This window comes from Dactylosporangium sp. NPDC000244 (genome assembly GCF_040300725.1).
Taxonomy (GTDB): domain Bacteria; phylum Actinomycetota; class Actinomycetes; order Mycobacteriales; family Micromonosporaceae; genus Dactylosporangium.
Map to the genome: position 1 here is coordinate 252,411 of NZ_JBEPEH010000013.1, position 18,654 is coordinate 271,064.

At 69.3% G+C, this 18,654-nt stretch carries 18 protein-coding genes; 7 read left to right on the top strand and 11 right to left on the bottom strand.

All coding sequences use genetic code 11. From position 1 onward, the window contains the following. Positions 1-223 precede the first annotated feature (223 nt). The 5 genes from rplI to ABT369_RS20720 all read right to left on the bottom strand — a co-directional run bounded on the left by rplI (position 224) and on the right by ABT369_RS20720 (position 3,063). The gene (gene rplI / locus ABT369_RS20700) at positions 224-673 is read right to left on the bottom strand and encodes a 50S ribosomal protein L9 (protein ID WP_350614007.1); all 450 of its coding nucleotides are present in this window, start codon (positions 671-673) and stop codon (positions 224-226) included. Between the two features lie 13 nt (positions 674-686). Beyond that, a complete protein-coding gene (gene rpsR / locus ABT369_RS20705; RefSeq protein ID WP_223100246.1) occupies positions 687-926 on the bottom strand; it encodes a 30S ribosomal protein S18 in 240 nt (79 codons plus the stop codon). 20 nt (positions 927-946) lie between these two features. Beyond that, entirely contained in the window at positions 947-1,489 is a 543-nt protein-coding gene (locus tag ABT369_RS20710; RefSeq protein WP_350614008.1) for a single-stranded DNA-binding protein, read from the bottom strand. Positions 1,490-1,606: 117 nt separating this feature from the next. Continuing rightward, on the bottom strand, positions 1,607-1,897 hold the full coding sequence (rpsF, locus tag ABT369_RS20715; protein ID WP_033359943.1) for a 30S ribosomal protein S6: 291 nt from the start codon (positions 1,895-1,897) through the stop codon (positions 1,607-1,609). Between the two features lie 230 nt (positions 1,898-2,127). After that, positions 2,128-3,063, bottom strand: a complete 936-nt coding sequence (locus tag ABT369_RS20720) for a hypothetical protein (protein ID WP_350614009.1) — start codon at positions 3,061-3,063, stop codon at positions 2,128-2,130. A gap of 126 nt (positions 3,064-3,189) precedes the next feature. Here ABT369_RS20720 and ABT369_RS20725 point away from each other — a divergent pair, with 126 nt between their 5' ends. Continuing rightward, a complete protein-coding gene (locus ABT369_RS20725; RefSeq protein ID WP_350614011.1) occupies positions 3,190-3,963 on the top strand; it encodes a deoxyribonuclease IV in 774 nt (257 codons plus the stop codon). 71 nt (positions 3,964-4,034) lie between these two features. Further along, positions 4,035-6,476 (top strand): hypothetical protein, encoded by a 2,442-nt coding sequence (locus ABT369_RS20730; protein WP_350614012.1) that lies wholly within the window; start codon positions 4,035-4,037, stop codon positions 6,474-6,476. A 64-nt stretch (positions 6,477-6,540) separates the two neighbouring features. On the opposite strand, the gene ABT369_RS20735 is transcribed toward ABT369_RS20730, so the two are convergent. Beyond that, the gene (locus ABT369_RS20735; protein ID WP_350614014.1) at positions 6,541-6,789 is read right to left on the bottom strand and encodes a hypothetical protein; all 249 of its coding nucleotides are present in this window, start codon (positions 6,787-6,789) and stop codon (positions 6,541-6,543) included. Positions 6,790-6,982: 193 nt separating this feature from the next. Between ABT369_RS20735 and ABT369_RS20740 the strand changes: the two genes are divergently transcribed. Further along, positions 6,983-7,519, top strand: a complete 537-nt coding sequence (locus tag ABT369_RS20740) for an MFS transporter (RefSeq protein ID WP_350614015.1) — start codon at positions 6,983-6,985, stop codon at positions 7,517-7,519. Positions 7,520-7,672: 153 nt separating this feature from the next. On the opposite strand, the gene ABT369_RS20745 is transcribed toward ABT369_RS20740, so the two are convergent. The 4 genes from ABT369_RS20745 to ABT369_RS20760 form a co-directional block, all read right to left on the bottom strand. Beyond that, positions 7,673-9,163 (bottom strand): glycosyltransferase family 87 protein, encoded by a 1,491-nt coding sequence (locus tag ABT369_RS20745; RefSeq protein WP_350614016.1) that lies wholly within the window; start codon positions 9,161-9,163, stop codon positions 7,673-7,675. A gap of 5 nt (positions 9,164-9,168) precedes the next feature. Beyond that, positions 9,169-10,377: a glycosyltransferase family 87 protein gene (locus ABT369_RS20750; RefSeq protein ID WP_350614017.1), complete on the bottom strand. Its 1,209-nt coding sequence runs from the start codon at positions 10,375-10,377 to the stop codon at positions 9,169-9,171. 83 nt (positions 10,378-10,460) lie between these two features. Further along, positions 10,461-13,094 (bottom strand): transglycosylase domain-containing protein, encoded by a 2,634-nt coding sequence (locus ABT369_RS20755; protein ID WP_350614018.1) that lies wholly within the window; start codon positions 13,092-13,094, stop codon positions 10,461-10,463. A gap of 424 nt (positions 13,095-13,518) precedes the next feature. Then, a complete protein-coding gene (locus ABT369_RS20760) occupies positions 13,519-13,938 on the bottom strand; it encodes a DUF5318 domain-containing protein (protein WP_350614019.1) in 420 nt (139 codons plus the stop codon). A 184-nt stretch (positions 13,939-14,122) separates the two neighbouring features. Here ABT369_RS20760 and ABT369_RS20765 point away from each other — a divergent pair, with 184 nt between their 5' ends. Both ABT369_RS20765 and ABT369_RS20770 read left to right on the top strand, forming a co-directional pair. Continuing rightward, complete coding sequence (locus ABT369_RS20765) at positions 14,123-14,725, top strand: PadR family transcriptional regulator (protein WP_350614020.1); 603 nt, start codon at positions 14,123-14,125, stop codon at positions 14,723-14,725. Between the two features lie 23 nt (positions 14,726-14,748). Next, positions 14,749-15,828 (top strand): inositol-3-phosphate synthase, encoded by a 1,080-nt coding sequence (locus ABT369_RS20770; protein ID WP_350614022.1) that lies wholly within the window; start codon positions 14,749-14,751, stop codon positions 15,826-15,828. A 57-nt stretch (positions 15,829-15,885) separates the two neighbouring features. Here ABT369_RS20770 and ABT369_RS20775 read toward each other — a convergent pair whose 3' ends face one another. Next, complete coding sequence (locus ABT369_RS20775) at positions 15,886-16,374, bottom strand: methylated-DNA--[protein]-cysteine S-methyltransferase (RefSeq protein WP_350614023.1); 489 nt, start codon at positions 16,372-16,374, stop codon at positions 15,886-15,888. 84 nt (positions 16,375-16,458) lie between these two features. On the opposite strand from ABT369_RS20775, the gene ABT369_RS20780 reads away from it, so the two are divergent. Both ABT369_RS20780 and ABT369_RS20785 read left to right on the top strand, forming a co-directional pair. After that, positions 16,459-16,959, top strand: coding sequence for an NfeD C-terminal domain-containing protein (locus ABT369_RS20780; RefSeq protein WP_350614025.1), 501 nt, complete (start codon positions 16,459-16,461; stop codon positions 16,957-16,959). A gap of 23 nt (positions 16,960-16,982) precedes the next feature. Beyond that, positions 16,983-18,509: a flotillin family protein gene (locus tag ABT369_RS20785; RefSeq protein WP_350614026.1), complete on the top strand. Its 1,527-nt coding sequence runs from the start codon at positions 16,983-16,985 to the stop codon at positions 18,507-18,509. Positions 18,510-18,654 lie beyond the last annotated feature (145 nt).

Consider the following 18,654-nt stretch of genomic DNA (forward strand, 5'->3'; position numbering starts at 1 on the left):
GTGCGACCCAGGCTCTCGTGCGCGGCCCGGCCCTCATACACGGCTCGGCTCTCATGCGCGGCCGAGGCTCTTGTGCGCGACCAGGCTCTCGTGCGCGACCCCGGCTCGTGCGCGGCCAGCGGAGACTGCCGCCCGGCTCGCGGCCGCGGAAAGCCGACGCCCCCGGAAAGCCCGAAGGGCCCCGGAGCACGATCGCCCCGAGGCCCAACGACTTACAAGCGCCCTACTTGGCCGCCGTGACCTTCAGCGTGAACGAGGCCGCGACCTCCGGGTGCAGCTTGATCTGCACCTTGTAGTCGCCGACCGACTTCACGTGGCCCGGCAGTTCCAGCCGCCGGCGGTCGAGCTCCGGCCCGCCCGCCTTCTGCACGGCCTCGACGACCTCAGCCGACGTGACCGAGCCATACAGCCGACCCTCGCGACCAGCGCGCACGGACAGCTGCACCTTGAGGCCCTCGAGCTGGGCCTTGACCTCGTTGGCGTGCCCGAGATCGCGGATCTCCCGGGCCGAGCGGGCCCGCTTGATCGTCACGATCTGCTTCTCGGCGCCCTTGGACCACGGAATCGCGAACCCCTGCGGCAGCAGGTAGTTGCGCCCGTAACCGTCCTTGACCTCGACGATGTCGCCGGGGGTCCCGAGGCCCGAGACCTCCTGGGTAAGGATGATCTTCATGTCCCCGGCCCCCTTAGCGCGTGGTCGCGGTGTAGGGGAGCAGCGCCATCTCGCGCGCGTTCTTGACGGCACGCGCGATCTGACGCTGCTGCTGGGCGGTCACACCGGTCACCCGCCGAGCGCGGATCTTGCCGCGGTCGGAGATGAACTTCCGCAGCAGCGCGGTGTCCTTGTAGTCGATGTAGGCGATGCCCTCCTTGTCGAGAGGGTTCACCTTCTTCTTCGGTTTGCGCAGGGCCGCAGCCTTCGCCATTGCTCTTGCTCCTGATGCCATTAGAACGGGGGCTCGTCGTCGAAGGAAGAGTTCGACCTGCCGCCGCCTCCGCCGCCACCACCGGCCGGGGTCGCGTTGGCCCACGGGTCATCGTTGTACCCGCCGCCACCGCCTCCACCGCCGCCGCTGTTGCCGCCGGAGCCGAATCCACCGCCGCCGCCACCACCGGAGCTGCGCGACATCTTCTGCACCTTGGCAGTCGCGTAGCGCAGCGAGGGGCCGATCTCGTCGACCTCCAGCTCGATGACGGTGCGCTTCTCGCCCTCGCGCGTCTCGTACGACCGCTGCTTGAGCCGGCCGGAGACGATCACCCGCGACCCGCGGGTCAGCGACTCGGCGACGTTCTCCGCCGCCTGCCGCCACACCGTGCAGGACAGGAACAGCGGATCGCCGTCCTTCCACTCGTTGGTCTGGCGGTCCATCGTCCGGGGGGTCGAGGCCACCCGGAACTTGGCGACCGCCGCTCCCGACGGAGTGAAACGCAACTCAGGATCATCGGTCAGATTGCCTATGACCGTGATCGTGGTGTCTCCCGCTGCCATATGAGTCAACTCCTCGCGCGCTGGTGTATGGCCACCTTGTCACAGGGGTACGACAGTTTTCGGTCACGCCCTGCGACCTGCGGCCGGGCGAAGCAGATCGATCTCGCCCGAATCCGCTTAGCGGACCTCGGGCCGGATGACCTTGGTGCGCAGCACGGACTCGTTGAGTCGCAGCTGACGGTCCAGCTCGGCCACTGACTCCGGCGACGCCTGGAGGTCGATGACGGCGTAGATACCCTCGGTCTTCTTGTTGATCTCGTACGAGAGGCGCCTGCGGCCCCACACGTCGAGCTTCTCGACCGAGCCACCCGACGTCCGGATCACGTTGAGATACGTGTCGAGCGACGGGGCTACGGTGCGCTCCTCGAGACTGCCGTCGAGGATCACCATGATCTCGTAATGACGCAAGACGTTCTCACCTCCTACGGGCTAAGCGGCCGCGGTCCATCCGCGGCAGGAGGTCGTGCGTCGTCCGCCCGCGCTGAGGCGGGAAGACCGAACCAGAGTACACGTTGCCGTGTCAAGACAGAAAAAGACCGCGGGGCGCGTCATCCGCTTCGTTGGGTGGGACCTGGGGAGGAACGACCACACCGGTGCGTTGGATGACGGCGCCCCGCGGAGCTAAGGGAAATTGTACTTTATGCGAAGCTAGCGCGTGATGCCCGCTGCGCAATGATAGCCCGAATTGCGGCAATTCCAACACCGACCACGCAGACCGTGGCGACCAGTGCCAGCAGGCCGGCCGGGCCGTTGCTCGCCGGGCCGCTCGCGGCCACGGGCTCCTCAACGGTGACACGGTCGTCGACCGGTGCACTCGGGTCCGCGCCGATCGCCGGGGCCGCCGCCGCGCTGGGGTCCAGCAGCGACGGGTCCGCGGGTTCGGTACCGAGCTCATCCGCCGCAGCCGCCGACCCGTCCTGCGCCGCCGGCGTCTTGGTCGCGTGCGCCGCGCCGCCCGTGCGGTTGTTGATCACGCCGTTGGCCGCACCGGCCGCCGCGCCCGCAGGTCCGTTCGCCGGCGAGGTCTTCGTCGCGCCCGGTGCCGCCTTGGCCGTCGACCCCTGCGCGGGCTGTCCGGTCGCGGCAGGGGCGGCCGGAGCCGCGGTCACGCCGACGGAGACGGGCTTGAACTGCTGCACGACGCCGACTCCGCAGTCGAAGGTCATCGCGACCTCCACGGGCCCCTTCTTGAAGAGCACGGGGACCTGCTGATTCGGCTGTACCGTCGCCACGGACTGCCCGTCCACCTTCAGCGACGCGTTCTGACCGAGACGGTTGACGAAGTTGACCCGCGTGTCGGCCGGCACCGACAGGTCGCCGGTGTTCGGCTGCGACTTGCAGACCAGCAGGCTCAGCACGCTGCCGCCGGAGAACTCGACGGTCGGCTCGGCGGGGGCGGCACTCACCGGGCTGGCGCCCACGGTCAGGGCCGCGGCGGCGATCGCCGCGGCGGTAGCCGCCAGGCGGACTGCCGTTCGGTGTCCAGACAAGGTAGCCATCCAGTAGCCATCCAGGGTTGGGGGATTCGGTTGGGGGACCGTTCCATCGAGCCGGACGAGCACCGGCGCGATCACGAGCGGCTACGTGCGTAACGATGCGATCGGCGAGACGGTGACGGAAGACCGGCATTCCGGACGCATCGACCGACGGGCAGAGGCGGGTCGCGCGAAGTGTCACACCCACGTCGTAGGCTCTGCGGCATGCGAATCGGTGCTCACGTCGACCCCGCTGAGCCGCTGGCCGAGGCCGCCGCCCGCGGCGCCGACCTCATCCAGTTCTTCCTGACCGACCCGCAGGGCTGGACGGATCCCAAGGACCGCGAGGATGCTGAGGCCATCATCGCCTCGGAGATCGACGTCTATGTCCACGCGCCGTACCGGATCAATGTGGCCTCCTCCAACAACCGGATCCGCATTCCGAGCCGCAAGCTGCTGTTCAGCCACGCGGCCGGGGCGGCGAAGGTGGGCGCCAAGGGCCTCATCGTCCACGGCGGTCATGTGGAGAAGGCCGACGGGCTCGACGCGGGGTTCGACAACTGGCGCAAGACCTTCGCTTACGCCGCGGAGCAGGGCGGCTTCGCCACGCCGGTGCTGATCGAGAACACGGCCGGCGGCGACAACGCCTGTGCGCGCCGATTCGACAACCTGGCCCGGCTGTGGGACGCCATCGGCGACTATGAGGTCGGCTTCTGCCTCGACACCTGCCACGCCCACGCCGGCGGCGAGGACCTGCTCCACATCGTCGATCGCGTCAAGGCCATCACCGGACGCATCGACCTGATCCACGCCAACAATTCGCGTGACGGCTTCGACTCGGGCCGAGATAGGCACGACAACATGACCTCCGGCGAGATCGATCCGGAGCTGATCGTCGCGGTCATCCGCGCGGCCGGCGCCCCGGCTCTCGTCGAGACTCCGGGCGGCGCCGAGGGCCAGGGCGCCGACATCACCTACCTGCGGGAGCGGCTGGCGTGAGCAACGTTTCGTCGGAGCCGACGGTGTCCGAAGAGCCGTCGGCGGACGATTCCCCGGATTCGGCAGGGCCAGTGCCCCCCGAATCGCCCGAGTCCACCCCACCGGCCCCCGCCGATGGGAAAGTTTCGGTCACCCCGGGCGCGCCCGAGACCGCTTCAGATAGCGCCGATTCGGACACCGACACCGCCGAGCCGCCCGCAGCGAGCACCCCCGCGAAGACCGCCGCAGCGGACACCGCCTCCGCCGAGCCGACGACAGCGAGCACCGCAGCTCGCACCGCCACGACGGCTGCGGCAGGCACCGCCACGGCAGAGACCGCGAAGACGGCCGCGGACGCACCCGATTCATCCGATGGGGCGACCAAGGCCAAGCCCAAGGCCCGCAGGGCGAGGAAGTCCCGCACCTCGGTCATCGAGGCCGACGCCGCGGTCACCTGGGCGGACGCGGGCGACGACTCCGACGCCGCCGAACCCGAGGCGGGGAAGCCCTCCGACACCGGCGAGAAGACCGTCGACGCCAAGAGCAACACGGTCGATGACAAGAGCACCGCGGACGACGAGAGCACCGCGGCCAGCGAGAGCACCGCGGACGGCAAGCCAGGCGCCGGCGGCGGCGAGGACGCGAAGACCGGCGACGACGAGGATGCCAAGGACGCCGAGGACGGCGACGAGAGCAAGGGCGACGGCGAGAAAAGCAAGGGCGACGGGGACCCGTTCACCGCGTTCGCGCCGGAGCCCGAGTTCGTCCCGGGACGCGTGGGGCGGATCGGCCGCCGCAGTGGGTCGGCGCTCGCTCGGTTCTTCGCGCACGAGTGGACGCTCGCCGCGATCGGCTCCCTCGTTCTCGCCATCGCCATGACCTGGCCCGCGATCAGGCATCCGGCCACGACCATCCCGCAGGACATCTGGGACCCGACGCTGCAGGCCTGGCAGATGGCGTGGGCCGGGCACATCCTCACGACCGATCCGCTGCAGCTGTGGCACGCCAACGCGTTCTACCCGGATCAGTACAGCTACGCGTTCTCCGACACCCTGCTCGGGTACGCACCGGCGGGCATGATCGGGACGGGGCCCGAGGCCGCCGTCGTGCGGTACAACTTCGTCTTCATCTTCATCTTCGCGTTCGCCTTCTTCGGCGCCTATGCGCTGGTCCGCCAGCTCGGGGCCGGGCGCACCGGGGCGGCGGTCGCGGGGGCGGCGTTCGCCTACGCGCCCTGGCGCCTCGGGCAGGCCGGGCACCTGCACGTGCTGTCCATCGGCGGGATCGCGCTGGCGCTGGCGATGCTCGCGCGCGGGCACGGGTTCTCGCTGAAGAACGGGTACGAGCCGGAGAAGCGGCGCTGGGGCTGGGTCGTGGGCGGCTGGCTAGTCGCCGCGTGGCAGATCAGCCTCGGCTTCGGCATCGGCATCCCGTTCGCCTACGCGTTGCTGTTCGCGGTGCTGGCCAGCGCGATCACGTGGGGCTACCGGCAGCTGTTCCGCTGGAAGGAGCGCCGGCCGTTCGGGTGGAAGCTGCTGGTGGCCAACCTTGGCGGCGGGCTCGCCTTCGCCGGGGTGAGCGCCATGATGGCGTACCCGTATCTGCAGGTACTGAAGCAGCACAAGGAGGCCAAGCGCAGCGCGGAGATCATCAGCCTGTTCTCGCCGCCGCTGAAGGGCTTCTTCATCTCGCCGCCGGAGTCGTGGCTGTGGGGTGATGCCTACGCGAACGCCCGCTCGACGCTGGGCTGGGCGCCGGAGATGGCGCTGCTGCCGGGCTTCTTCCTCTACGGGCTCGCGTTCGCCGGCCTGTTCGTGTCGGTGTGGAAGCTGCAGCACCGCGTCCTGCTCGGCGTCGGCGTGGTGCTCACGACCATGCTGGCGATGGGCAGCAACGGCCCGGGGAACGGCGACTTCGGCTACATGGCGCTGTACCGCGTGCTGCCCGGCTTCGAGGGCATCCGCACGTCGGGCCGGCTGATGGTCTGGGTGACGCTGTTCCTGGCGCTGCTCGCCGCGGGGGCGGTGAGCGCGTTCGCGGACCGCGCGGTCGAGCTCTTCGCCGACCAGACCCAGTCCGACGTCGGCAACCGGGCGGGCGTCTGGCGCCTGATCACGCTGATCCCGCTCGTGCTCGTCCTGGCCGAGGGCGTCCACAAGCCGCAGCCCAACCCGGAGGTGCCGCCCGCCCCGGTCGCGATGAGCACGCTCGAGGCGCCGCTCATGGTCCTGCCGACGGGCGAGCTGCAGGACATGAACACCATGCTGTGGAGCACCGACGGCCTGCCGAAGATGGTCAACGGCGGCAGCGGGTTCACGCCGGACGACCAGCAGATCCTGCGCCTCAACATGCAGCAGTTCCCGGACGAGGCCACGGTCGCGCAGCTGCGCGAGCTCAAGGTGCGCACCGTCGTGGTCCTGCGCGACCGCGCCCAGGGCACCGAATACGCGAAGGCCATCGACGCGCCCATCGACGGCCTCGGCATCACGCGCACCGAAGAGGGCGACGTGATCCTCTACAAGATCGACGGATAGCAAGATCGACAGATAGCGGTGGCCCAGGCCGGGCCGCGGGCAGACGTCCGCGGCCCGGCCGGGCTCAGAGACCCGAGCGCAGCAGGGCGAAGGCCTCGTTCGCGTTGGCGACGGCGGACGGGTACACCGCGTCGGCGCTCTCCCCGGCCAGCAGCCGATTCGTGTTCTCCATGATCAGCGCGTTGCGCACGCCCGTGATCATGGCCGCCGCCGCGCGGTGGGAAAAATCCGACCCCAGCACGTCCGACGACTCGCTCAGGATCGCCACCGAGCGCTGCGTGAGGCTCGGCGTCGTGAAGATCAGGCGCAGCACCGCGAGGGTGCTCTTCGTCTAGCGCGAGTCGGTCGCGGCCCACCCCGTGCTCCCGCTTCCCAGCTGCGCGACCGCACCATCCGCGGCAGCTACGCGATCCAGCTGCCGATCGGCGCCGCGATGATCGGGGCGATGATCCACCTGATGCTGTACCTCCAGATGGCCCGCAGCGTCAGCGCCTCCGATCGCGTTCATGGCCGTGGGCCTGTCCGCCTCGGGCATGGCGAGCGCGCGGCTGCGACTCACCACCCGCGCCTCGATGCTCCTGGGCACGAGCGCCGCGGCCGCGGCCTTGGGCGCGATCCTGCTGTGCGTCCACGAGAACGCGTCCCTGTGGGCGATCCGCGGCGCGCTGGTGCTGCTCGGCGTCGGCTTCGGCCAGCTCATCGGGCGCCTGATCACGGTCGTGCAGGATGCCGCACCCGCGCACGAGCTCGGCGTGGCCACGACGGGCATCCGGTTCTTCCAGTCGCTGGGCACCGCGGTCGGCGCGGCGGCGCTCGGTTCCGCGCTCAGCCGGGTGTACGAGAGCCAGACCGGCACCCGCATGTCCACGACCGCCATCACGCACCAGCCGGCCGCCCTCGCCGGCTTCGTGACCGGCATCGAGGTGGTGTTCACCGTCGCCGGCGCGATCGTCGTGCTCGCCCTGCTCGTGGCCGCGCGCCTGCACCCGGTCGAGCACCCGGCCCCCGAGCCCGGATTAGCTCCCGGTCACGCAATATCGTGAAATGTCCGATAAGTCGCGGCGCGAAGCGCCCGACTTATCGCGGACGGGGTAAGCGGGGCCGAAACAAGAGAGCGGCCCGGCTCGACGCGGGTTAGGCATCGAGCCGGGCCGATCATGGATTCACGTGAAACGGAAACCAGGTCGGAACCAGGGCTACCCGGACTTCGCGAGCACCGGCCCGCCCGATGCCCGTGGCAGCTCGTCGTCGAGCGGATCCTCGTTGTAGCTGCCGCCGTCGGGGTCCTCGCCCTCGTACGTCTGGCGAACCACGTCCTCCTCCGGCTTGCGGATGTCGCGGATGACGTACCCGCACACGATCGCGAGCGTCACCAGCCGCAGGATCGAGGCGAGCACGAACACGCCCTCCGGGAACACCTGGCGCCCGGAGGCCCCCATGAGCTCCCCGTAGAAGGAGACGAAGTAGAGCACCTCCGCCACCTGCCAGGCGAGGAAGGCTCCCCACCTAGGTCGGGCGAGCACGGCGAGCGGGATCAGCCACAGGACGTACTGCTGCGACCAGACCTTCCCCGTGATCAGGAACGCGGCCACGATCAGGAACGCGAGCTGAGCCAGGCGCGGCTCCTTCGCGGACGTGAGCCCGAGGATGAGGATGCCTGCGCAGGCGATCAGGAACAGGCCGAGGTAGAGGATGTTGAGCGTCGCGTGCTCGGGGTCCAGGTCGAGGTTCTGGAAGAACGGGAATCCGTACTGCCCATTACCCCGCGGGAAGTGCGCGCCGATGTACCACAGCGTGCCCCAGTCGATCCCGCGCAACTGGTTGAACTGCCAGAACTTGGACCAGGCGTCGTAGAAGAAGATCGCCACCGGCAGGTTCACCACGAGCCAGGTGACCACGCCCGAGCCGACGGCTATGAAGAAGTCCTTCCACTTGCCCGTTCGTATGCTCAGCACCAACAGTGCGCCGAGGATGAGCACGGGATAGAGCTTCGCCGCGGTCGCCAGGCCTAGGAACACGCCGGCTAGGACCGGTTTTCGTTTGGCCCAGTAGGCGAGGGCTATGGCGGTGAGCCCAACGGTGAACAGGTCCCAGTTGACGGTCGCGGACACGAACATCGCGGGCGCCGCGGCCAGCAGCGCCGCATCCCACGGCCGGCGGCGGCGCACGGCCAGGGTGGCCGCGACCGCCGCGATCCCGAAGGCGCCGAGCACGACCGCGTTGACGTCGTAGAACGTCTGGCCGTCGTTCTGCACGATGCCGCGCTCGTGCAGGTCGTGCACCGGCAGGCCGAGGACGCCCATGAAGGCGCCGGTCAGCACCGGGTATTCGACCTGGTGGTCGGCGTAGGGGACCTGGCCCTCGTTGAGGCCCTCGGCGTAGTAGAGCGCGAGGACGTCGGTGTAGCAGAAGTACTTGTACTGCTTCATGTCCGTCCACGCCGCGTCGCGGCACGGGGACTTCTGCATCCAGTGGAAGCTCAGCATGGCGCAGATGAGCAGCAGGACCACGCGCGCGGGGGTCCAGAAGCGGCCGCCGGCGGACAGCCGGTTCCAGGACCGGACGGCGTGGTTGCCCACAGGGCCGCCAATCGCCTCGGACAGGCCGCCGACGAAGCGGTCGGAGCTGGCGGGCTCGTCGACTAGACGTTCGGGGCGCACGTTTGGCTGACCCGTACTCATCGGCATGTTTGTCACCGTACCGTCGCGGGCTCGGAAGTCGATGCAAGGCCCGGCTCGACGCGGGAATCCTTCCGAATCGGCAGGGCGAAGAGCAACGCGACCATCAGGAGCAGGTACCAATTCTTGATGATGAATCCCTGAAGACCATGGCTCCAGGGGTCCACCGGCAGCCCCTGCTCGAACCAGGAGACCAGGCCGAGCCCGACGGTGAGCGCGATGACCACGGCGAACCACGCGCGCCGGCGGGTCGCGGCCAGCACGATCAGCGCCGGGACGAACCAGTAGATGTGGTGCACCCAGGTGATCGGGCTGACCAGGCAGCCCACGATCCCTGTGAGGGTCAGGCCGACCACCTCGTCGCCGGCCAGCGCGGCCCGGCGCGCCCGCCACAGCCCGAACCCGAGCGCCGCCAGCACGAGAACCGCCCAGACCAGGCGGTTCGGGTCCCCGGGCGCGGAGAGCCGGGCGAGCATGCCAAAGAAGGACTGGTTGAAGGTGTACGCCGCGTTGCCGAGCCCCTCGCCCTTCCACAACGCGTCCGTCCAGAAGTCGATCGAGCCCCGGGGCATGACGGCGAACGCCAGCAGGCTCGCGGCCGCAGCGCTCACGGCCGCCGTGATCGCGGCCCGGTACCGGCGGCTGAGCAGCAGGTACACGATGAAGATGGCCGGGGTCAGCTTGATCGCGGCGGCCAGGCCGATGAGCACGCCCGCCCACCGGCTCCCGCGCGGCAGCAGCACCAGCAGGTCGGCCAGGACCAGCAGCACGAGCACCATGTTGATCTGGCCGAACGTGTAATTCTCACGGATCGGCTCGAGCGCGCTGATCACGGCGAGCGCGAGGACGAGCGCGAACGGCAGCTCCCAACCCTTGCGCCGGGCCTCGGGGGTCAGCAGCCACCAGGTCGTCACGAGGGTCGCCGCGACCGTGATGACGCTGTAGAGGATCACGGCACCGGTCCACGGCAGCACCGCGAACGGCACCAGGACGAGCGCGCCGAACGGGGGATAGGTGAAGCCGAGCTGGCCCTGGGTGTCGTCGGGCTTGACGTAGTCGTAGAGGTTGTGACCGTCGAGCCACCAGTTCACGGCCTGGCGGTAGATGCCGAGGTCGAACCAGTCGTGGCGGTTGCGGTACCAGATGTGCCCATACACGACCAGCGCCACGAAGAGCCCGAGCAGCACCCATCGGACCACGGTCTTGCGCCTGCCCGAGTCCAACCCAAACCCCCAACAGAGTGCGGCCACGGTCTCGGCGAACATACCGCCGTGGCCGTGGCCGCACACATCAGACCCTGCTGATGTCAGCGTCTTCGGGTGGCCGTGGTGGTCGGCACCGTGCCGCCACCATTGCCACCGCCGTTACCGCCCGGGCCTTGGCTGTTGCCCTGGCCGGGGTTACCACCGCCCGGGTTCTCGGTGTTGCCCTGGCCGGGGTTGCCGCCGCCCGGGTTGTTCGGGTCGATCACCGGCGCGCTCGGCTGCGGCGAGACACCCGTTCCCACGTCCAAGCGGCCCGTGTTGGCCGGCGGCCGGAAGTTGACCTTGGGCGCCTTGATCGCGGTCAGCGCGTCGTTGAGGAAGTCGCGCCAGATCGGACCCGGCAGCGAACCACCGATGATCGACGTGCCCTTCGAGTCCTTGATCGGCTGCTCGTCCTTCTTGTTGCCGACCCAGACCGCGACCGCGAGGTCGGGAGTCTTCTTCACCGGGTCGTAGGCGGCGTAGCCGACCATCCAGGCGTGCGCGTTGCCGCTCTGGTTCTGGCCGTACTGCCAGGTGCCCGTCTTGCCGGCGATCTGGCGGCCGTCCTTCATCTTGAGGTTGTAGTGCTTCGGCACGCCCTGCAGCACCGTGTTGATGTCGTCGGACATGCCGTCGGTGAAGCCCGGGATCCGCTTGGGGTTGATGACCTCGTTGTAGGTCTTCTTCCCGTCGGTCCACACCTCCTTGAGGAAGTGCGTCTTGGCCGCGTAGCCGCGGGCGGCGATGGTCGCGATGCCGCCGGCGTGCTCGAGGACCGTGACCGGATACTGCCCGAACGCGACCTCGGTGTTGAAGGTGCCCGGGATCAGGTCCTTGCCGGTCTTGGTGGTCATGTCGATCTTGGTTGACTTGCCGTTGACGGTGGCCCACATGTCGGTGATGCCGGCCGCGCGGGCGGTGTCGATGACCTTGTCCGCGCCGACCTTCTCGGCGAGCGCGAAGAACGGCACGTTGAGCGACATCACGGTGACCTCTTCGAGGGTGCACCAGCTGCTCGAGCCCGACTCGCACTTCGGGTGGGAGACCGGGTTCTCGCCGGCGTTCTTGACCGGGTTGCCGCCCTTGATCGACCGGCCGGACGCCGGGAAGTCACCGGGGGAGTTGCCGTCCCACATCGAGTCGATGCGGTAGCCGGCCATCAGACCCGTCGCCAGCGTGTAGACCTTGAACGTCGAGCCCGGCGGGTGGCCGCCGCAGCAGCTGTCCTCGCCGTTGCCGAGCACCGGGTCGTTGTAGTAGCCGGCGAAGTCGCCCCCGTTGCCGCTGTCGCCGCCGTAATAGCCCTTCACCGCCCCGGTCCCCGGCTCGACCGCGACGAGCGCGGCCTGCAGGTTCTCGGGCTGCTTGTTCATGTTCGAGTCTTTGTTGCGGCTGGCCTCGCGCACCGCGATCGGCTGGATGTCCTTGTCGATCGTGGTCACGATCTTCAGGCCGCCGTTGCGGATCTTGTCGAAGTTCTTCTTGCCTTCGCCGTCGGTGTCCTCGTAGATCAGCTGGCCGGTGCGCGGGTCGGTCAGCGCCGCGACCTCGCCGAGCACGTGGTGGATGATCAGGCCCTCGGGCTTGTCGAGGTTCTGCGCGGCCACCGAGCGCTTGCGGGCGTCGGCCGGGGTGATGACGTTGTCCGGGAACTTCATCCGCGTGTCCGACTCGGCCTGCGGGACGAAGTTCAACTTGATCATCTGGCCCTTGATGTAGTTGAACCGCTCCTGGGCCTGGGTCTTGTCGATGTTGGGGTCGAACGGCGATCCCTTGCCGCTGTTGCCCTCGGGGTTCTTGATCAGCCCCGCCAGAAGCATGGCCTCGTTCGTCTTCAGGTCCTTCGCGGGCTTGCCGAAGTAGGCCTGGGCGGCCGCCTCGACGCCGTAGGCGCCGCGGCCGAAGTAGACGACGTTGAGGTACATCGTCATGATCTCGTCTTTGCTGTACTGCTGGTTGAGCTTCAGCGCGATGACCGCCTCGCGGAGCTTGCGCGCGTAGGTGACGCCCTCGAGATCGGCCCAGCGGCGGGCGTACTGCTGGCTGATCGTCGAGGCACCCTGCCGGTCACCGCCGGAGATGTTGTTCCACGCCGCCCGGACGACGCCCTTGTAGTCGACGCCGTCGTTCGTGTAGAAGCTGTTGTCCTCGGCCGCCACGACCGCGTGCTGCATGTCGGGCGGGATGTCCTTGAACGCCAGGACCGTGCGGTTCTCACCGATGCGAGCCATCGGGGTCTGGCCGTCGGAGTAGTAGATCGTGGTCGACTGGTCCAGCGCGATGTCGTCCGGCAGCGCGACCTTGTCGAAGTAGTACGTCCCGGCGACCATGCCGATGCCGGCGATCATGATGAACGCGGCGATCGAGGCGATGAGGATGTTGCGCCGGCGGCGCTTCTTGGCCTTGGCGGTGACGCTGCGGCCGTCCTTGCCGCCGCTGCCGCCCCGGCCCGGGGGACCGTCACCCGGACCGCCGGGCCCGCCGGGACCGTCCATCACGTCGCCGAGCGGCGCGCCGACCGCGGCGGAGCCGACGACGGCGCGGCCCACGGTCGCGCGGCCCGCGGCGCCCGGCACCGAGGCCGAGCCCACCGAGGCGCGACCCGTCGGTCCCTCGGGTGGCGAGACCCGCGCCGAGCCGACGCTGGCCGAACCGCCGACCCGCGCGGAGCCGACGCTCGCCGAGCCCGTCACGGATGCGCGGCCCGTGGGCCCCTCGGGTGGCGAGACCCGCGCCGACCCCACGCCTGCCGAACCGCCGACCCGGGCCGAGCCGACGCTCGCCGAACCGGTGGCACCGCCACCGCCGACGCTCGCCCGCCCGACCTGCGCCCGACCGGCGGGCGGGGCGGAGGGATTGGGAGAGGGGGGTTCCGGCTGGATCCCGGGAACCTGCGCGCGGCCCGATTGGGGGTTGCTCGGGTCACCGTAGTTCATTCGTCCCACCTTGCCGGTTGCATCGTCGGCGCGTGATGCGTCGCCGTCGTGTCTGTGAGCTGCGCCACTCGGGACGCGGCCGTCGCGGCGCGGCCCCGTTGCCGCGCATCGCGGGCCGCACCAGGAAAGTCAGCGAGCATCGGCCCGTCCTCGTGACAACGCTTTGTCACGCGCAACAGGTTCACTCCGCCGCGCCTCCTCGTATCCGCGAGGACGAGTCGCCGCCCTCGGTCGCGAGTCCGTCACGGCCCAGCAGGTATTGCTCGACGAGGTGGTTCCAGCCGCAGGCGCGGCAGACCTCCACGACGTAGACATGAAACTCACTCAGCGTCATCGCGAGGATCGGCAGCTCGGCGAGCCGGCGCGCCTGCCCCGAGGACTGCCGCAACTCATCCCCGTAGATGTAGTGCACCAGGGTGAGGTTCTCGCGGCGGCAGACGGGGCAGAGCTCCTCCGTCGGTTCGCCGTGGAATTTCGCAGCGCTCTTCAGGTATGGCGACGCGTCGCACACCTCATAGGTGCCGACGCGTCCGGATTGCACCTCACGCAGCAGGGCGCGTCTTCTCAGAGAGAAGTCGACAACCTGACGCTGGGTACGCATGCGCCCGAGGGTACGCGGTCGCGCGCCGCACTGCGACTCCCGTCACGATCGGTAACCGTCCGATAGACGACCAGCGGTGTGTTGCAGCGCACTTGGTCGCTTTTGTTGCATCCCGTGGAATCCCGACCTACCGTTCGATGTATCGGCCCGATACATCGGGCTGGTTACCGGAAGGAGGCCGGGAGTGCTCGAGTTGGCGATCCTGGGCCTTCTGCACGAGTCCCCGATGCACGGGTACGAGCTGCGCAAGCAGTTGACGACCAAGCTGGGGGCGTTCCGCTTCGCGATCAGCTACGGCTCGCTGTATCCGACACTGCGCCGGCTGCAGTCGGACGGCTGGATCACCGAGGGTGCTCCGCCGGCCAACGCTCCGGCCGGCACCGACGAGGTGCCCCTGCTCACCAGCAAGCGGGGCCGCGTGGTCTACACGATCACCGCGGAAGGCAAAGAGCGCTTCCAGGAGCTGCTCAGCGCCGCTGGACCCGAGACCTACGACAGCGAAGCCGGTTTCGGGGTGCACTTCGCGTTCTTCGCGCGCACCGACCCCGCCACCCGGCTGCGGATCCTCGAGGGCCGCCGCCGGCGCGTGGAAGAGCGCCGTGAGGGCATGCGCGACGTGCTCAGCCGGGCCGCCGAGCGGCTCGACGCCTACACCCTCGAGTTGCAGCGACACGGCCTGGACGCGTGCGAGCGCGAGGTCCGCTGGCTCGAAGAGCTCATTGCGAACGAGCGCAATGGCACCACCCCTCAGCCGCCTTCGGCCCAAGATCCGGAGCGGTCATCGTGAACAACAAGAAGGAGGCATCCGCGATGAGCTCCGTCCGCGTTGCCATCGTCGGTGTCGGCAACTGCGCCTCGTCCCTGATCCAGGGCGTGGAGTACTACCGCAACGCCGACCCGAATGACCGAGTACCGGGTCTGATGCACGTCAAGTTCGGCGACTACCACGTCGGCGACGTCGAGTTCGTGGCGGCGTTCGACGTCGACGCGAAGAAGGTCGGCCAGGACCTCGCCGCTGCCATCGGCGCGAGCGAGAACAACACGATCCAGTTCTGCGACGTGCCGCCGACCGGCGTGACCGTCCAGCGCGGCCCGACCCACGACGGCCTCGGGCAGTACTACCGCGAGATGATCGACGAGTCCGACGAGCAGCCGGTCGACGTCGTCCAGGTGCTCCGCGACGCCCAGGCCGACGTGGTCGTGTGCTACCTGCCGGTCGGCTCCGAGCAGGCGGCGAAGTTCTACGCCCAGGCCGCGATCGACGCTGGCTGCGCGTTCGTCAACGCCCTGCCGGTGTTCATCGCCTCCAACCCGGAGTGGGCCCAGAAGTTTACCGACGCCGGGCTGCCGATCGTCGGCGACGACATCAAGAGCCAGGTCGGGGCCACCATCGTGCACCGCGCGCTCGCCAAGCTGTTCGAGGACCGCGGGGTCGAGCTGCTGCGGACGTACCAGCTCAACTTCGGCGGCAACATGGACTTCATGAACATGCTGGAGCGCACCCGCCTGGTCTCGAAGAAGATCTCGAAGACCCAGTCGGTGACGTCCCAGATCCCGCACGAGATGGCCAAGTCCGACGTGCACATCGGCCCGTCCGACCACGTGCCGTGGCTCGACGACCGCAAGTGGGCGTACATCCGCCTCGAGGGCAAGTCCTTCGGCGACACCCCGCTCAACGCCGAGCTCAAGCTCGAGGTGTGGGACTCGCCGAACTCGGCCGGCGTCATCATCGACGCGCTGCGGGCCGCGAAGATCGCCAAGGACCGCGGCATCGGCGGCCCCATCCTGTCGGCGTCGAGCTATTTCATGAAGTCGCCGCCGGTGCAGTACAACGACCACGACGCGCACGAATCGGTCGAGAAGTTCATCGCGGGCGAAGTCGAGCGCTGATTTTTCGCTTCTGAAGGGCCGGCCCACTCGGGCCGGCCCTTTTTTGTCACGGGATTGTCATAAGAGCCCGAACTCGCGCTCGATGCGCACCTTCGCCTCGAGTTCCAGCATGATCTTCTTGCGCCACAGCCCGCCGCCGAAGCCGACCAGCTTGCCGTCGGCGCCCACGACACGGTGGCAGGGAATGATGACCGGAATCGGATTCCGGTTGCACGCGGTGCCGACCGCGCGGGCCGCGTCCGGCTCGCCCACCGCGGCCGCGATCTGGCCGTAGGTGCGCATCTCGGCGTACGGGATCGCGTAGAGCTGCCGCCAGACGGCGCGCTCGAACTCCGATCCCCCGCGCACCGACAACGGCACCGTGAATGTGATGTCCTCGCCCGCGAAATAGCGCGTGAGTTCGTCACTCGCCCGCGTGAGCACCTCGTCCGGCTCCGCCGCCGTCGCATTCGACGGCAGCCCGCCGAACCGCACCCGGCAGATGCCTGTCTCGTCGACCGCCACGCCCAGCGCATCGATCGGCGCCTGAACCTCTACCCACCGCACGTCGACAATTCTGCCCCTTTCGCCGGACGTTCAAAGTGGCGCGGTGGCGTTACCCTCCAGTTGTCTCGCGAGGGGAGGCGCACGGTGGAGACGACGTTCCTGGTAATCGGCGGCGTAGGTGTGATCGTGCTCGCCCTCTCCGTCATCGTCGGCGACCTCTTCCACTTCGGCCATCCCGATGTGGACGGGCCGTTCTCGGTCCCCGCCGTCGCCGGGTTCATCGGCGCCTTCGGCTTCGCCGGCGCCGCCGTCGGGGCGCTCACCGGCGGCAACGGCCTGCTGATGCCGGTCGTCGGCGGTGTCGTCGCCGCCGTGCCGACCGCCTGGCTCGCCACGCGCCTGTCCCGGCTCGCGCTCAACATGCGCACCGACGCCACCCCGACCCAGCGCGACATGATCGGGACCACCGGTGTCGTCGTCACCCCCATCACCGGCAACGGCTTCGGTGAGGTCCGCATCTCCCTCGGTGGGCAGCCGCTGAAAGTCAGCGCCCGCGCCGAGAAGCCCATCGCGCTCGGCGCCCGCGTCTTCGTGGTGGAGGCGACCAGCCCCACCAGCGTGATTGTGGAAGAAACCCCCCTCTAGATACCCCCTGGAAGAAGGAGCGGATGGACACAGTCCTGCTCGTCGCCATCGGCGGCGGCATATTGTTGATCTTGCTGATCGTGGTCTTCATCGTCTCGCGCATCAAGGTGGCCGGCTCCAACGAGGCGTTCATCATCACCGGCCGCAAGGGCAAGTCGGTGCAGGGCCTCGACGGCTCGCGCTCGACCGACCTGTCGGGCCAGAAGGTCGTCATGGGCGCCTCGGTCTTCGTGGTGCCGATCGTGCAGAAGCTGCAGGTGCTCGACCTGTCCAGCCGCCGCATCCACGTCGAGATCACCGGCGCGGTGAGCAAGCAGGGCATCCGCGCCAACTTGCAGGGCGTCGCGATCGTCAAGGTCGGCGGCACCGAGGACGCCATCCGCGCCGCCGCGCAGCGCTTCCTGAACCAGCAGCAGGGCATCGACCTGTTCACCAGCGAGGTCCTGGCCGGTGCGCTCCGCTCGATCGTCGGCCGGCTGACCATCGAGGAGATCATCCGGGACCGCACGGCGTTCGCCAGCGCGGTCGCCGAGGAGGCCGAGCACTCGCTCACCAACCAGGGCCTGGTGCTGGACACCTTCCAGCTGCAGGACATCTTCGCCGAGGGCTCCTACCTCGCCGACCTGGGCCGGCCCGAGGCCGCCCGGGTGCTGCGCGACGCGGCCATCGCCGAGGCGCAGGCCCGCCAGGCCGCCGAGTCCGAGCGGCTGCGCTCGGAGGAGGCCATCGCCGAGGCCAACCGGAACCTCTCGCTCAAGCAGGCCGGCATCCAGGCCGAGATCGACGCGGCCAAGGCGAAGTCGGCCGCGGCCGGCCCGCTCGCCCAGGCCGAGCGGGAGCAGGTCATCCTCGCCGAGCAGCAGAAGGTGGCCGAGCGCAACGCCGAGCTCAAGCAGCGCCAGCTCGACACCGAAGTGCGCAAGCCGGCCGACGCCGAGCGCTACCGGGTGGAGCAGGAGGCCGAGGCGGCCAAGAACGCCGCGATCCTCAAGGCCGAGGCGCAGCGGCAGGCGACCATCGCGGCCGCCCAGGCCAACGCCGAGCAGGCCCGCCTCACCGGTGAGGGCGAGCGGTCCCGCCGCGCCGCGCTGGCCGAGGCCAACGCGATCGAAGGTGCGAAGGAGGGTGAGGCGGAGCAGCGGCGCCGTGTCGCCATCGCCGAGGCGCTCGAGCGCGAGGGTGCGGCCGAGGCGTCCGCCATCCTGGCCCGCGGCCAGGCCGAGGCCGAGGCCATGAAGCTCAAGGCCGACGCGTTCGCCACCTACGGCGAGGCCGCGATCCTCGACCTGCTGGTCCGCGTGATGCCGGATGTGGTCAAGGCGGCCAGCGACCCGATGGCCAACATCGACCGGATGACGGTGATCTCGACCGACGGCGCCTCGTCGCTGACCAAGTCGGTGGCGAACAACGTCGCCCAGGGCCTCCAGCTCGGCACCGACCTCACCGGCATCGACCTGCAGAAGCTGCTGAGCAAGCTCGGCGGCCTGGCGGGCGACGACGTCGTCGAGCCGGTGAACGGCCGTCCCGCCGTCGAGGCGCCCAAGTCGTAGCCTCGTGACCTTTCGGAGTGGGGGGGGGGCCGGGGGGGGGGGGGGCCCCGCCGGGGGGGGGGGGGGGGCGGGGGGGGGGGGGCCCGGGGGGGTTGGGGGGGTGGGCGGGAACAAAACACCCCCCCCCCCCCCAAAAAAACAACAC